Genomic DNA, 14634 nt, shown 5'->3' with positions numbered 1-14634 from the left:
GCTTACTCGCCTTCTTTCTTCGCTTTGAATTTGAAGGTCTGAGTAGCTGCCACCGCTTGTTTCCAGCCTTCGTACAAATTGTCTCTTTCTTCTGCTGGCATTTCTGGTGTAAACATTTGCCCTTCTTCTGCCATTGATTTCAATTCATCCAAGTCTTTCCAGAAGCCAACCGCTAGCCCTGCCAAGTAAGCTGCACCTAATGCGGTTGTTTCCAGATTCGCAGCTCGTTGCACGTCAATGTCTAAAATGTCCGCTTGGAACTGCATCAATAGATCGTTTTTGGCTGCACCGCCATCGACTTTCAGCAATGGGATATCGATGCCAGAATCTTTTTTCATCGTGTCGATGACATCTTTTGATTGATACGCAACAGCTTGCAATGTTGCCCGAACAAAATCTTCCTTCGTCGTCCCACGAGTCAAGCCAAAGACGGCTCCTCTTGCATCTGAATCCCAATAAGGTGCGCCCAATCCAGTAAAGGCAGGCACCACATACACTTCATTATCGCCTTTTGCTTTGGCAGCTATTTCTTCTGATTGCGGAGAAGACTCGATCATTCGTAGACCGTCCCGCAGCCATTGGATCGCTGATCCAGCAACGAAGATACTTCCTTCTAAGGCATAATAGACTTTGCCGTTGATGCCATACCCGATGGTCGTCAGTAGGTCATTGTCAGACAATTGTGGTTCTTCACCCGTATTCATGACGATAAATGCCCCAGTGCCGTAAGTATTTTTGATCATGCCTTTTTCAAAGGCCATTTGTCCAAAGAGGGCGGCTTGTTGGTCCCCAGCCATTCCAGCGATTGGTACTTCACTGCCGTAAAAATGGTAGCTGCGGGTGTGACCATAGACTTCTGAGTTGCTTTTGACTTCTGGCAACATCGAGCTTGGAATGTTCAAAAGATCCAAGATTTCTTGATCCCATTCTAATTTATGGATATTGTAAAGCATCGTCCGACTAGCATTGGAGTAGTCGGTGACATGGACTTGCCCATCTGTCAGTTTCCACACAAGCCATGAATCGATCGTTCCGAAAAGTAGCTCGCCATTATCCGCCTTTTCTTGTGCCCCTTCGATATTGTCTAAAAGCCAGCGCACCTTGGTCGCTGAGAAATACGCATCAATGACTAACCCAGTTTTTTCATGGATCATCTCTGTATGGCCATCTGCTTTTAATTGGTCAGCGATCGGTGAAGATTGGCGGGATTGCCAAACGATTGCATTTGCGATCGGCTGGCCTGTCGTTTTGTCCCAAACCACTGTCGTTTCACGCTGGTTGGTGATCCCGATGCCGGCGATTGCTTCTGGTCGGATACCTGATTCAATAAATGCCCCTGCGATGACTGATTGGACAGAGTTCCAAATTTCATTGGCGTTGTGTTCTACCCAACCCGATTTTGGAAAGTATTGCGGAAACTCTTTTTGTGAACTGCCGATTTTTTTCCCGTTACGATCAAAAATAATTGCTCTTGAACTAGTGGTTCCTTGGTCGATCGCCATTACATAATTTTTTTCTGCCATTTGATTCGCTCCCTTTAGTTTTTTATACGCTCTTCTTGTTAGCGCTTTCTGACTTGCTTTTATTTTAGCCGAACTTTCGCTATGTGGTTCGTCAATTTTTTTTCAAATTTCTAAGAAATTGACGAAATCCACTATTGAAAGCGTTCGCGGATCATTTTTTTGATCGTTTCCCGATCATAAGCGGTACCTAGTTCACTGATTCGATAAGTCGGTGTTTTCGTATCGATAGCATAATTTGCCAAGATCAAATCATATTCTTGTTCCGGGCGATAGCGTTCCACGACTACGCCATTCAAATTTTTGAGATACAGCAGCCACATATAGTAGAGGGCTTCTTTAAACAGTTCATCCATTTTCAAAGCGATCCCGACGCGAAACTCCCGATTGATTTGATAATCGATGATCGTGATCACGCTCAAGTATTTGACCATCGTCATCATCAACAAACTATTTTTATCAGATGGCTTGATATCAAGCTCTGCTAAAGCCTTATCCAATAGTTCGTGACTGATTTGCTGGATGTTACGACTGGATAGCTGCGCTTCTAACTGCCAAATATTTTCTCGATCAAAAACCTCCACATCCCCTTTGAAAAAATACACGCGGCTGTGGATCTGCAGCAGGTGACCATAACAAGTGGCTTCGATTTCACGGGGAACAAACGATGGGCGGTAGAGATGCAAAATATGTTCCAAAATCAAGGTATCCGTCAAGGCAGTTGGCGTAAACCGAGAACGCTGCAGCATATACACTTGCAGATCGTGTTCGGATAACACCGAGAACGACAGTAAAAAGACAAAGTGCAGCATCGCCTCCTCTTCTCTGACTTCTAATGCATAATGGCCAAACCCACGAAATACTAACTCCCGTAATTGCTGAAACAAAGGATCTTTCGTGTAGGGTACCATTTTCTCCCGTAAGACTTGAAAGGATTGAGTAGTAATTTTCAGTCGCACCTTCATGATCCTCAGCCATAGGGACAAGCGCTGTTGGGCTTCTTTCGTGAAGGTCATGTTCAGACCACGTGTGATCAGACCGACGTATTTTTCATCGATCGGCAGCGGCTGACTGTCGAAAGAATGGACATACCAAAAGAGTTCAAAATAGAAATAACGAATTTGCGTTTCTTCCCCAATCAGCTTTCCTTGCCAGATCTCTAACTCGAATTCTGCTAGCAAGCCATTTAGCTCTTTGATTTTGCGAAACAAGGATGACTCGCTGACCGCTAATTTTTGTGCCAGCTGGACAGTGGTCACCTCTTGATGCTGCAAAAGATGCTCGAGGATTTGAAATTTCAATGCTGACCGATAAAACGCCCATTCGATTTGATTGAGGGAAAAAGTGGGACTCATTTCAAAGACCAGGACACCTTTTCGATAATACAACCGACACTGCTCTTGGTAGTGAGCCAGCTCATCTTGCAACTCCTCCACATATTTTTCCAAGGAAGGCTTACTGATGCCAAGATAGCTCGCCAGCTCGTGCAGCTCCATTTTTCCGCCCACCAGTAAAAGCTTTTTGAGCAGCTGCAATTGCTTTGCTTCTTTTTTTTCTAATAACTGATCAAGTCTCATCGGCATCACTTCCCGACCACAGAAAAGTTTCGTCGATTACATTAGTGAACCGTGGATGGAAGAAAAAGTCTTTTTGGGTCAACTCCTCCATCGTTGCCTGCTGCTCGATCGCAAACGCTAGTAAATTGATTTTTTCCAAAATATTGGCTTTTGATAAAAGCTGCGCACCAACGATTCGGCCGCTGGCTTGTTCGATCATCACTTTTCCATGAACCTGTGTTGGATCAAACAAGGAACTGGCGGCAGTAAACGCATGACAGACGATCGGAGATTCGAAGAAAAACCGATCCGACTCGGTCAAGCCGGTGCTTGCTAAGTACCATTCAAACAGTTGCGTACCGACTGTCCGCAATCCGCCACGAAACGGGGTGGTTTTGCTTGCCAGATTACGAGCTGCTGCGATCCCTGAGCGAACAGCATTGTTGACTAAGGGCATATAGACCGTATCTTTCGTAATAGCATTTGGAATTTGGATCAAATCGCCGACCGCAAAAATATCCGTGGCAGAAGTTTCCAAGTAGGCATCTGTCCAGATGGTTTGATCACTGTGTAATTCAAAGACCGCAAATGCCTCTGGCAAGCGAGGATGAACGTTGACTGTCGTCAATACCAGATCGCTTTCATAGCCTTGATCGGCGGTTTCGATCCGAAAGCCTGTTTCCGTTTTAACGACTGCCAAAGTTGGCTTGGACCAATGCAGCTGCAAGTTGGGGATTTTTTCGATCTCCGTTAAAAAGGGCTGCAAAAAATCGTGATCAAAGTACTTGAATAAAGGATATGACATTGATTCGATCACACTGACTTTTTTTCCGATCGCAGTCAAGGTATTCGCCGCTTCCATCCCCGCTTGACCAGCACCTACGATGGTAATCGACTCTGCTTGGGGCAATTGCTGCAAGAAATGCTTGGCTGCCTCATATTCCTTGTAGGTCAGTAGTGCTTCTTCTGGTTGTGGCAAAACAGTGGAATCTTGACTGGAGCCTGCTGCCAAGACGAGTCGATCATAACTTAGTTCTCGCTTATCCGTTCGAATCCGATGATCCGAAGGAAAAATCTCCAGAAGCGTTTCTTCTAAGGCAACGTCGATCGTTTCTGCCTCCAGCTGCTCCTTCGTACAAAAGAATGCTTCTTCCAGCGATGCGATCCTGCCTTCGATCAGCAATAACAAACCGCTTGGAACAAACCCAAGATGGGCTTTTTTTTCTATCAATAAAATCTCTGCGTCAGGGTATAATCGGCGTGCTTCACGGGCGCAGCTGACACCCCCAAAGGACCCGCCTATGATAATGATTTTCATTGGATCACCTCTCTCCCTTAGCTTAAATGAAACGCTCTCATTTGACGAGTAAAAAGCTATCAGGCTGACTATTTTTTTGTTAACTGCGGTAAAATAAATGAGACCTATGCTACACTATACGCAAAGGAGTGTTCAAATGGTTTTCTTTTATCAATTCATGCTGGGATTGTTTGCCAGTACATTCGTTGCAGCGGCAGCATTCGTCTTTCAGTGGCTGACTGTTTCTGGCGCACTGGCTGCGATTCTTTGCGGCACACTGGTCATTGGCTTTGGTCCGTGGTACAGCATCTTTTTGATTGGCTTTTTCTTTGCCAGCTCTGGCATCATTGGTCTTTTAAAGAAAATGCGCAGTCAGCCAGAGTTAGCTGTGCTTGCCAAAGGTGCTCGCCGTGATGCAAAACAAGTCTTTGCGAACATCACACCAAGCATCTTTGCGCTACTGCTTGCCTTTTGGACGAAAGAACCGCTATTCCTTTGGGGATTTGTGGCGGGAATCGCTAGCTGTACGGCTGACACTTGGGGCTCAGAAATCGGCGTGCTGAGTCCAAGTCCACCGCGTCACTTACTAACGGGAAAAAAATTACCACCAGGACTTTCCGGTGGTGTCAGTTGGTTGGGAACTGTCGCTTCCCTAGCGGGGAGTCTCGCCATCACTGGTTTATTCGCAGCAGCCTTATGGTTGAACGGCAAGCCGTTCTCCTTTGATCTCTGGTTGACCTTGACTGCTTTAGGCTTTGGCGGTAGTCTCTTGGACAGCTTACTGGGCGCAACGATTCAGGTGCGCTATCAATGCCCTGTCTGTCTCCAATACACCGAAAAAAAAGTCCACCACGACGTTGCCACCAAGCAAGTCGGCGGTCTTTCCTTTGTAACGAATGAAGGGGTCAATTTGCTGACTTCAATAGTGATCGTTATTTTGACTGTATGTTTCTTTTACTTAAAAATGTCTACCGCATCATAAAAAAAGCAGCAAAGCACGTCACTAATGTGAGGTGTCTTGCTGCTTTTTGACTCAATACCGATTAAGCAATATCCACTAAGCGGATCTTCGTGACATTTTTGTAGACAGACAATTCTTCGATCACTTCAGAAAAGCCTAGCCCTCGGGGGAGATCAATCGTATAAATGTTGGTATAAATGCGATAGTCTTCCATAAATTTGACATCAAAATTGACATCTTCGATCACGATATTTTTCTCTTGGAAGTACTCCGTCAAAAACTCTTTGGTCTCGGTGCGATGGATGTACTGGATCTCTAATTTTTTTGCTGTCGGTACGCGGACGATCCGCTTAACGATCGTCAATGCAAAGAAGATCCCGATAAAACTGCTTAATGCGATGGTGTAAAAGCCCATCCCGATGGCAATTCCTAAACCTGCGATCGCCCATAAGGAAGCAGCCGTCGTCAACCCCGTCACCGAGCGCTTCGTCACAATGATCGTTCCAGCGCCTAGAAAACCGACCCCGCTGACGACTTGTGCGATCAATCGTGCTTCGTCTGAACGAATCACGCCTGCTAAATCTGGATGATCCAGCGCATCTCGCATGGCACCTGTGGCGATCTCCACTTGGATCAATGCAATGACACAAGCTCCCATGCAAACCAAGATATGGGTTCTAAGACCAGCTGGTCGGCTTTTGTATTGCCGCTCGTACCCAATCGCTCCTCCCATGATCATTGCCAGCAGCAATCTCAGCGCTACTTCAGGAATGGATAAATGCATATCAACCATTTGCATCCCTCTTTTCTTCGTATTCTCTCTTTTAACTATAGCATCTCTGATGAAAAAAAGAAAAAAACAGCGCCGAATCAGCCAAATAAAAAAAGCCCCCTCAGAAAATAAGCAAATTAGCTACAAACCATTGCTCGCAGCTGCGCTGGCGCTACTGCACAAGCGCAGGGGGAAGCTGCGAGGATGGCTCATTTTTCCTTCTGACTTATTTCTGAAAAGGGCTGATTTTGTTTTACAGGTTGCTGGCAGCAGCCTCATCGATGATCACGATCACGTCATCATGCTTTTGTAAAACAGAAGCCGGTAATTCGTTGGTTACGGGTCCTTCAATCATTTTTTGGATCGCATCCGCTTTGACTTCGCCAAATGCCATCAAAATGATTTTTTTGCTTTGCATAATCGAACCGATTCCCATTGAAATTGCCGTCGTTGGGACGTCTTCGACTTTATCAAAGTAGCGTTTGTTGGCATTGATGGTTGATTCAGTCAAATCAACGACTGAGGTCGTTCCTTCAAAGGATGCACCAGGTTCGTTGAAGCCGATATGTCCGTTTTGTCCAATACCCAAGATTTGGATATCAACTGGGTGATCCGCAATCACGCTATCGTAGCGTTGGCATTCTGCTTCTAAGTCTTCCGCTTTGCCGTTTGGTACGAAGGTTTCTTTGAATGGTTTTTTATTGAATAAATGAGCATTCATGAAGTAGCGATAGCTTTGTTCGTCTTCGCCGCCTAGTCCTACGTATTCATCTAAGTTGACTGAAGTCATTTCTGAAAAATCAACTTCACTGGCAGTCATTTCTGCATAAAGGGTTTCTGGCGTGCTTCCTGTTGCTAAACCTAGGACCTTGGCGCCATTTGCCATACCTTCTTGAATCAATTCAAAAGCTTTCTTTCCGCCTTGAGCAGCATCTTTAACGCGAATAATTTCCATGATCAGCGCTCCGTTTCTATTTGGTATAGTCCAATAATACCACAGGTTGTGTTTGATTACAATAATTAGTCTAGACCAGATGACGATTTTTTCTCGCCGATCAAAAAAAAGACGAGCTCTAAAATGCGCTCGTCTCTACTCGTATTCTACTTGTTTACCAATTTGTATAAACATCAATACCGCTATGACCGACACCTGTGTCATAGACTTTATAGGCACCTAAAGATGATTGACCAGTCGATCCTTTCGGTTGATTATCACTGGCAACAACGATGTACCCATCGGCATCACGGATGGTTCCGTCTGATGCTACATGGCGACCAGGGATATTCAATCCGCCTCCTGGCAAGACTTTTTGTGAGTAGTACGATTCTCTCACACCATTGAAATAGTTGATCCCATCCACTGGATTCAAGACACCAGAACCAGCACCAGGAACGCTTGAACGAGTTTGACTCACGTTAGCAGTCGCTGTGGATTCACTTTTTTCTGTGCTTTCTTTCGTACTTGTTTCTTTGTTTTCTACTGATTGGCCATCGTTAGAAACCAACAATGTTTCGCCATCAAAAATCATATTTGGATTTTCGATCGAATCATTTAAAGCTAAAAGGTCTTCGACCGTTGTTTGATAAGTAGCAGCGATCCCAGATAGAGTGTCTCCTGGTTCGACAACATGGGTTTGTTCTGCTGCTGACACAACTGTTCCGCCAACGAATAAACCAAATCCTGCAACAACTGTAAATGCAAATTTTTTCAAATGAAAAAACCTCTCTTTTGATTATTTGTCCCGCTATCGGGCACAAGTAAGAGAATAACATTACAATATTGCAGGAAGGTTTCAGAAATATTTTTCATTATCACAATTGTTAAACAGAAAGTTACAGGATTTTTATTCAAAAATGCTAAACTTACAATATTGTTATCCCTTTCGATGAGTGCTTTTAGTGGCCACATGCTATAGTGATGCTAGTAATGGAAAGGAATGACACCCATGAAAAAACTACTAGTAACGCTTGGCGTTTTGATTATTGTCGTAGCCGGCTATTTCGGCTACACGTACTATGCAACAACGTATCGCGGCATCACGGCTTATGCTATCACGCCCAACAAAGTCCCTGAAAAGACACAGACCTACAGCGATTCTGGTGAAAAAATCGATGGCTCTTTTACCTACAAATACACCTTTGAATTCGTAAAGAAAAATGGTGAAAAAGAACTCATGACCTATGACCTGACGGGCGAAAATGTAAAACCATTGGCTCCAAATACTTTAGTCAAAGCAGAAATCAGTAAGACCCGCATCATTTCTGGTCCCAATGAAGTCCCTCAATCAGAAGTCCCCGCAAAAATACTGTCTGAGCTGGAAACCTTTGACGAATAAGGACTTCTTACAAAAAACTTTCTACTTTTTAAGGTTCATTTTACTTTGACGGTCTATGCTAGCTTTATACCAAAACTATTTTTCTTCCTCTTGCCAGTCCTCGCCCGACTGGTATTTTTTGATTTTTCCCAATGGTCAAGAGTTACGCTTCTCATAGACAGAACCGCTCTAGCTTCGCAATGGGTTTTTTCTCAAACTTTGATCAAGCAGCTATTGATGATCGGAAATAAATAAAAACCAGAATCAAGAGGATACAAGCTGGTGCCATCATAAAAAAACCGCTAGATTGTTTATCTCTAGCGGCTTTTTTTGCGATTTTAATAGAGTTCCAAGTATTGTTCTCTTTCCCACTCGGAGACTGTTTGGCGGAAGGCTGCCCATTCTAATCGTTTTGCTTCGACAAAGTTGGCATAGATGTGTTTGCCTAAGGCATCGATCATCACTTGGTCTTTACGCAATGCTTTGATGGCATTGTGGATCGTTGATGGCAGATCTTCGATTTGTGCTTCTGCACGTTCTGTTTCGTTCATGATATAGATGTTGCGGTCGACAGCTGGTGGTGGTGTCAACTCACGTCTAACGCCATCAAGTCCTGCTTGTAATAAAACAGCCATTGCTAAGTATGGGTTAGCGGATGGGTCAACTGAACGCAATTCCAAACGCGTTGACAAGCCTCTTGATTCTGGCACCCGAATCAATGGTGAACGGTTGCGTCCTGACCATGCCACGTATACAGGCGCTTCGTAACCTGGCACTAAGCGTTTGTATGAGTTGACGGTTGGGTTGCAGACAGCTGTGTAAGCACGGGCGTGTTCGATCAAACCGCCTAAGAAGTGATACGCTGTTTGGCTTAATTGCATTGGTCCTTCTTCATCAAAGAAGACATTTTCATCACCTTTGAACAAGGACATGTTGCAGTGCATGCCTGAACCGTTGATGCCGAACAATGGTTTTGGCATGAAGGTCGCATGCAAGCCGTGTTTACGAGCAATGGTTTTCACGACAAGCTTGAAGGTTTGGATGTTGTCACATGCTTCCACTGCATCCGCATATTTAAAGTCGATCTCGTGTTGCCCTGGTGCTACCTCATGGTGAGACGCTTCAACTTCAAAGCCAAGGCTTTCTAATTCTAATACGATATCGCGACGGCAGTTTTCCCCTAGATCGGTTGGGGCAAAATCGAAGTAGCCGCCTTTGTCGTTTAATTCAGTTGTGATTTCGCCTGCTTCATCTAATTTGAATAGGAAAAATTCGGGTTCAGGTCCAAGATTGAAAGAAGTAAAACCAAGGGATTGCATGTCTGCTAATGCCCGTTTTAAGTTGCCGCGAGGGTCGCCTGCAAATGGGGTGCCATCTGGATTGTAGATATCACAGATCAAACGAGCCACTTTGCCATGTTCACTTTCCCAAGGGAAGATCATCCAGGTGGACAAATCAGGATACAGATACATGTCACTTTCTTCAATACGGACAAATCCTTCAATAGAAGAACCGTCAAACATCATTTTGTTTTCCAGTACTTTATCTAATTGACTTACAGGTACTTCAACGTTCTTGTTCGTTCCTAAAATATCAGTAAACATCAAGCGTAAAAAGCGCACGTTCTCATCCTTTACGATTTGTTTGATGTCTTCGGCAGTTCTTTCAAATTTTGGCATAGTATCCCTTCCTTTTTCCCAATTCTTATTTTATATCACAGCAATGATCTACAAGTGCTTTACATTCGTGGACCTTTTTGCTGGTATGGCTGTTGTTGATTCAATCCACCTTGAGCCAAGAGTTCATCATAAAAAATTCGACGTACATCTTCATCGGTCAGCGGCGGTTTGTTCTTCGCTTCTTTTTCTTTGGCAACTTTCATTTCATAAACTCGTTTGATTCCTGCCATGTTCAGTCCATCGGAAAGATAGTCTTTGATCTCTAGCAAGGTATCAATATCATTCAGCGAGTACATTCGTCGATTGCCATCGCTGCGTTCCGGGTGGATCAATTCTTGTTCTTCGTAATAACGAATTTGACGGGCGGTGAGATCGGTCAATTTCATGACTGTTCCGATAGGAAAGACTGACATTGAGCGCCGCAATTCTTTTTCCCGCATAACTTGGCTCCCCTCCGTTTCAATGATGCTGCGTAACTTTATGGAAACTATACCAATTCTTTTTTTGCGTGTCAACCCCTCATGTTAGAAAAAGTGACATGAATGCATTTTTTTTTGATTTTTTCATTGGGCCCTTGATTTGATCGCATGTTCAAGCAGTCCTTTTTCTGGAAGAAATGGTGCCTTAGCCAAAAATGTTCGTGTTTTGCACTTGAAGGAAGTCAAACCACTTATACTTCCATAATTTTGTCACCACAAAAAAAACGGTGCATCAGCTGCACCGTTTCTGTTTATTCCTGTTCTTGCGCCATTCTGCGTAGTGGATAGGTATCCTCCAGCGCAAATCCTTTGATATGATAGGTCTGTGTTGCTTCATCGAAGGCATTACTCAACACTAGTGACTCCCGTTTTAAACGATTCAGCGCATTGCCTTCATCGGCTTGCAGCACCAGATGATAAGGCTGCATGATCTGCATCAATTCCATTTTGATCGCCTGAGTCAAGCGCTCTTTGCCCTTGGTACTCTTTGCCGAGATCAAGACATTGGGAAATAACGTTGGGACAAACTGATCGGCGTCGATGCGATCCGCCTTATTGTAGACCGTCAACATCGGTAATTGGGTCAAAGAAAGTTCCTCCATTAATTTTAAGACCGTCTCCTCTTGCTGGACCCGTTCTTCGGAACTGGCATCGACGACATGCAGCAAGAAGTCCATGTTTTGACTTTCCTCCAGTGTGGAATGAAACGCATCGATCAATTGGGTCGGCAATTCTTGGATAAAACCAACCGTATCGGTAATGGTGACTTCGAATCCTTCTGGCATCCGCCAGCGTTTCGTCAAAGGATCGAGTGTCGCAAACAACTGGTCTTGCTCATACGTATCCGCACTGGTCAAAATGTTTAAAATAGTTGATTTTCCAGCATTGGTATAACCAACCAAGCCCATTTGAAAGACTTGGCTGTCTTTGCGCTTTTGGCGTGTTCGGTCTCGATGGGCTGCCACTTCCTTCAATTCCCGTTTGATGATGGTGATGCGGTTGCGGATGTGTCGACGATCGGTCTCCAGCTTGGTTTCCCCTGGCCCTCTCGTTCCGATTCCGCCCCCTAGCCGAGACATGTTCTTTCCTTGCCCTATCAAGCGTGGAAGCAAATAATCCAGCTGCGCCAATTCTACTTGCAGCTTTCCTTCTTTGGAACGGGCACGCATCGCAAAAATATCGAGGATCAGCTGGACGCGATCAATCACCGGCACTTCTAGCGCATCACCGATCAACTGGCTTTGCCTTGGTGTCAGTTCATGATTGAAGATCACTAGATCTGCTTCATGTGCTTCTGCCAACTGCTGCAATTCCGCAACTTTCCCCTTGCCGATCACGGTTTGTCGATCGACTTGCTGCCGTTTTTGCACCAGTGAAAAAACAACTTCACCATTGGCGGTTTTTGTTAAGCTTTTCAATTCTTTCATTGACGAATCAAAATGAAGATAGTTTTTCTCCGTTTCTACTCCGACAAGAATCACACGTTCTTGGCTCATCTTTTCTCCTCCAACCATTGGTCGATTTCTGTTTCAAGGGTACGTTGTTCTTCAGGTTGCCTCACTAAATCAATCCATCGGGGCTGTGCTCGGTTATTGAACCACGTCAGCTGCCGCTTGGCGTAGCGACGTGAGTTTTGCTTGATTTGCTCAACGGTCTCCTCCAATGTGGCCTGCCCTTGAAAATAGGGCAAAAATTCCTTGTAGCCGATCCCCTTGGCGGCTTGCGTTTCTGGATACTGCAAAACAGCTTTTGCTTCTTCGATCAAGCCTTGATCCATCATCAAGTCCACCCGCTGATTGATTCGCTGGTATAACACTTCTCGCTCAGTGGTTAACCCGATCATGAAGAAATCGTACAAAGCTTGTGGTGTCTCTTTTGGTGCAGCGATACTTTCGCCAGTCGTTTCAAAAACCTCCAACGCACGAATCACTTTCCGCTCATTGTTGTAGTGGATCTTCGCTGCTGCCAAGGGATCGACCGCCTGCAGCTTTTGCCATAAAGCTTCTTTGCCGATGACTACTGCTTCTTGTTCGTAACGCTGACGAATCGTTGGGTCGCCTTCTTCTGCCCCTAAACGAAAGTCATACAAAAGCGCTTGGATGTATAACCCTGTTCCCCCTACAACGATCGGCAGCTTTCCTTGCTGCTGGATCGTCTCGATGGCTTCACGCCCCATTTGCTGGAAATCAGCAGCAGAGTATGCTTCCGTCATTGCACGAATATCGATCAAATGATGAGGAATCCCTGCCATTTCTTCCTTCGTCACTTTGGCGGTACCGATATCTAACTGACGGTAAATTTGCATGGAATCCCCGCTGATGATCTCCCCTTGGTATTTTTGGGCTAACTGGATACTCAAGGCGGTTTTGCCAACTGCGGTCGGTCCCACAATTACTAAGATTTTTTTCATCCTTTTGTTTCCTCGCGGACCTGCTGCACAATTGCCCGAGCTTTTTCTGGAAAATCGGTGATGATCCCCGTCAACCCCAGAGCCAAGCAGGTGCGAATCGCCGCTTCTTCGTTGACAGTCCACGGACGGATCGCGATCGGAAAATCAGTTAAGACCGTTGCTGTCTCTTGAACCCAGCGATAGGCAGGATGAATTCCTTCGATATACGGTCGGCTGAGCGCCAACGGTGGTTTGTCTTCCCCGCGTCCCATAATAAAATCAAGGGTCGCATCCGGTTCGATCGCATGCATCCGATCCAAGGTCTCGATATTGAAGGAACAATACCAATGAGTAAAGGGCCATTCTTGACTATTCATTAAGTCGGATACTTTGGCTTCGATTCCTTCATACTCATAATGATCGGTTTTTAATTCGATCGTCAAAATGCCACGATAATTCTTCGCTGCAAGCAAATCCAACACTTCTTTTAGCGTGGGGACTTTGGCGGCTTGGAATTCCTCAGAAAACCAGCTGCCAGCATTGAGGTCTTTTAGTTCAGCAACCGTCAGGTCACAGATCCGACCTTTGCCGTTGGTCGTTCGATCAACCGTTTCATCATGCATGACGATCAAGCCGCCATCTTTTGATAGATGTACATCTAACTCAATGATATCAGCTTTGACCCGCACCGCTTCCGCAAATGCTGGTAGCGTGTTTTCAGGTCGATTGCCGCTACTCCCGCGGTGGGCAACGATTTGTACCATCATTCTTTCACTCCATTCTCACTCTTTATTTTACCATGGAATCTCCTAGAACCAAAAAGCCTCTGTTTGTTTCGATCCTCTTAATGAATAATAACGCTTTGTTTCGGTCAAAGAAAAACACCCTTACTATGATCGCAGTAAGAGTGTGTGTGATCAGTTAAAAAAGCGCAACCGTCGATACTCTGGTTTGGTTGCCTTAACCAAGGAAAACGGCTGACCAGTAGAATCAAATCGTTTTTGAAAAATAGGTCAACGGTTCGCTCGTCATGTTTTTCATTTGGGTTTTACGCTCATTGACCATTTCGACTAATTGATCAAGGAAATTTTCCATAATGATCCGACCGCCTTTATAGGTATACCCACCGATTTTAACAGTTTCCTCTGGGGATAAAATCACCCGACGTGTCCCGATTTTTTTGAAAAATTCTTCCAAGAAAAAATTCGGTAGATAAAAACTGTTTTGCGCTGCAAAAGATTGTAGATAGGCAAAATCATCGATGGTGATATAACAGTCGTCAAAGGCATCAAAGCTGACATACTCATCCATCAGCATGACCCGTTTTTGTAGAATCTCACTGATTTTTTGATTCAATAAAACCAACGTTTCGATTTCTTTGACTTTATGCTCCAACAAACGGCGTTGTTTTTCTTTTTGTTCCTCATACCGAATGCGTAAATTAAAAATGATGGTTACTAACAATGCGCCCACTAAGACGCCGATCAAACCTGCTATTGCTACTGCCATTCTTCGATCCTTCCTCATTCCTTTTTTCATATTGTATCATATTTGAAAGTTTCGCAAAAAAGATAACGAACTTTTTATTTGACCTTTCTTGACCTAATCGGTATACTATCTCTTAGATATTGCGAAAACTTTATGCTAAACTATATCTATAACGATT

14 protein-coding genes are annotated in these 14634 nt (G+C 44.5%); 2 read left to right on the top strand and 12 right to left on the bottom strand.

The annotated features are described in order from the left end of the window. Positions 1 to 2: 2 nt before the first annotated feature. The 3 genes from glpK to CO692_RS11115 form a co-directional block, all read right to left on the bottom strand. Positions 3 to 1523, bottom strand: a complete 1521-nt coding sequence (gene glpK, locus CO692_RS11125) for a glycerol kinase GlpK (RefSeq protein WP_005225176.1) — start codon at positions 1521 to 1523, stop codon at positions 3 to 5. A gap of 131 nt (positions 1524 to 1654) precedes the next feature. Continuing rightward, positions 1655 to 3097, bottom strand: a complete 1443-nt coding sequence (locus tag CO692_RS11120; protein WP_096742273.1) for a helix-turn-helix domain-containing protein — start codon at positions 3095 to 3097, stop codon at positions 1655 to 1657. Next, complete coding sequence (locus tag CO692_RS11115; RefSeq protein ID WP_096742272.1) at positions 3087 to 4394, bottom strand: FAD/NAD(P)-binding oxidoreductase; 1308 nt, start codon at positions 4392 to 4394, stop codon at positions 3087 to 3089. The genes CO692_RS11120 and CO692_RS11115 overlap by 11 nt, the downstream gene beginning before the upstream one ends. A 136-nt stretch (positions 4395 to 4530) precedes the next feature. Here CO692_RS11115 and CO692_RS11110 point away from each other — a divergent pair, with 136 nt between their 5' ends. Then, positions 4531 to 5355 (top strand): DUF92 domain-containing protein, encoded by an 825-nt coding sequence (locus tag CO692_RS11110; RefSeq protein WP_096742271.1) that lies wholly within the window; start codon positions 4531 to 4533, stop codon positions 5353 to 5355. 61 nt (positions 5356 to 5416) lie between these two features. Here the strand turns inward: CO692_RS11110 and CO692_RS11105 are convergent, their stop codons facing one another. The 3 genes from CO692_RS11105 to CO692_RS11090 form a co-directional block, all read right to left on the bottom strand. Then, a complete protein-coding gene (locus tag CO692_RS11105; RefSeq protein WP_034858162.1) occupies positions 5417 to 6127 on the bottom strand; it encodes an MgtC/SapB family protein in 711 nt (236 codons plus the stop codon). 232 nt (positions 6128 to 6359) lie between these two features. Next, complete coding sequence (gene nagB / locus CO692_RS11095) at positions 6360 to 7061, bottom strand: glucosamine-6-phosphate deaminase (protein ID WP_005225171.1); 702 nt, start codon at positions 7059 to 7061, stop codon at positions 6360 to 6362. A 154-nt stretch (positions 7062 to 7215) separates the two neighbouring features. Further along, positions 7216 to 7818 carry a LysM peptidoglycan-binding domain-containing protein gene (locus tag CO692_RS11090; protein ID WP_074536355.1) on the bottom strand — a complete coding sequence of 201 codons (603 nt, stop codon included), beginning with the start codon at positions 7816 to 7818 and terminating at the stop codon, positions 7216 to 7218. 234 nt (positions 7819 to 8052) lie between these two features. Here CO692_RS11090 and CO692_RS11080 point away from each other — a divergent pair, with 234 nt between their 5' ends. After that, entirely contained in the window at positions 8053 to 8442 is a 390-nt protein-coding gene (locus tag CO692_RS11080; RefSeq protein ID WP_060792935.1) for a YxeA family protein, read from the top strand. A 317-nt stretch (positions 8443 to 8759) separates the two neighbouring features. Here CO692_RS11080 and glnA read toward each other — a convergent pair whose 3' ends face one another. From glnA to CO692_RS11045, 6 genes are all read right to left on the bottom strand, one after another. Then, positions 8760 to 10100: a type I glutamate--ammonia ligase gene (glnA, locus tag CO692_RS11075; RefSeq protein ID WP_005225167.1), complete on the bottom strand. Its 1341-nt coding sequence runs from the start codon at positions 10098 to 10100 to the stop codon at positions 8760 to 8762. 59 nt (positions 10101 to 10159) lie between these two features. Continuing rightward, positions 10160 to 10540, bottom strand: coding sequence for a MerR family transcriptional regulator (locus tag CO692_RS11070; RefSeq protein ID WP_005225166.1), 381 nt, complete (start codon positions 10538 to 10540; stop codon positions 10160 to 10162). 290 nt (positions 10541 to 10830) lie between these two features. Continuing rightward, entirely contained in the window at positions 10831 to 12075 is a 1245-nt protein-coding gene (gene hflX / locus CO692_RS11065; protein WP_096742270.1) for a GTPase HflX, read from the bottom strand. Next, positions 12072 to 12989 (bottom strand): tRNA (adenosine(37)-N6)-dimethylallyltransferase MiaA, encoded by a 918-nt coding sequence (gene miaA, locus CO692_RS11060; protein ID WP_096742269.1) that lies wholly within the window; start codon positions 12987 to 12989, stop codon positions 12072 to 12074. Before miaA ends, hflX begins: the two co-directional genes overlap by 4 nt. Then, complete coding sequence (locus CO692_RS11055; protein WP_010747465.1) at positions 12986 to 13735, bottom strand: glycerophosphodiester phosphodiesterase; 750 nt, start codon at positions 13733 to 13735, stop codon at positions 12986 to 12988. The genes miaA and CO692_RS11055 overlap by 4 nt, the downstream gene beginning before the upstream one ends. A gap of 223 nt (positions 13736 to 13958) precedes the next feature. Then, complete coding sequence (locus tag CO692_RS11045) at positions 13959 to 14477, bottom strand: hypothetical protein (protein ID WP_005231097.1); 519 nt, start codon at positions 14475 to 14477, stop codon at positions 13959 to 13961. Positions 14478 to 14634: the final 157 nt, after the last annotated feature.

The organism is Enterococcus sp. FDAARGOS_375 (assembly GCF_002393265.1).
GTDB lineage: Bacteria > Bacillota > Bacilli > Lactobacillales > Enterococcaceae > Enterococcus_D > Enterococcus_D innesii.
The sequence above is the reverse complement of the archived record's forward strand: the minus strand, read 5'-3'. Positions and strand labels throughout refer to the sequence as shown.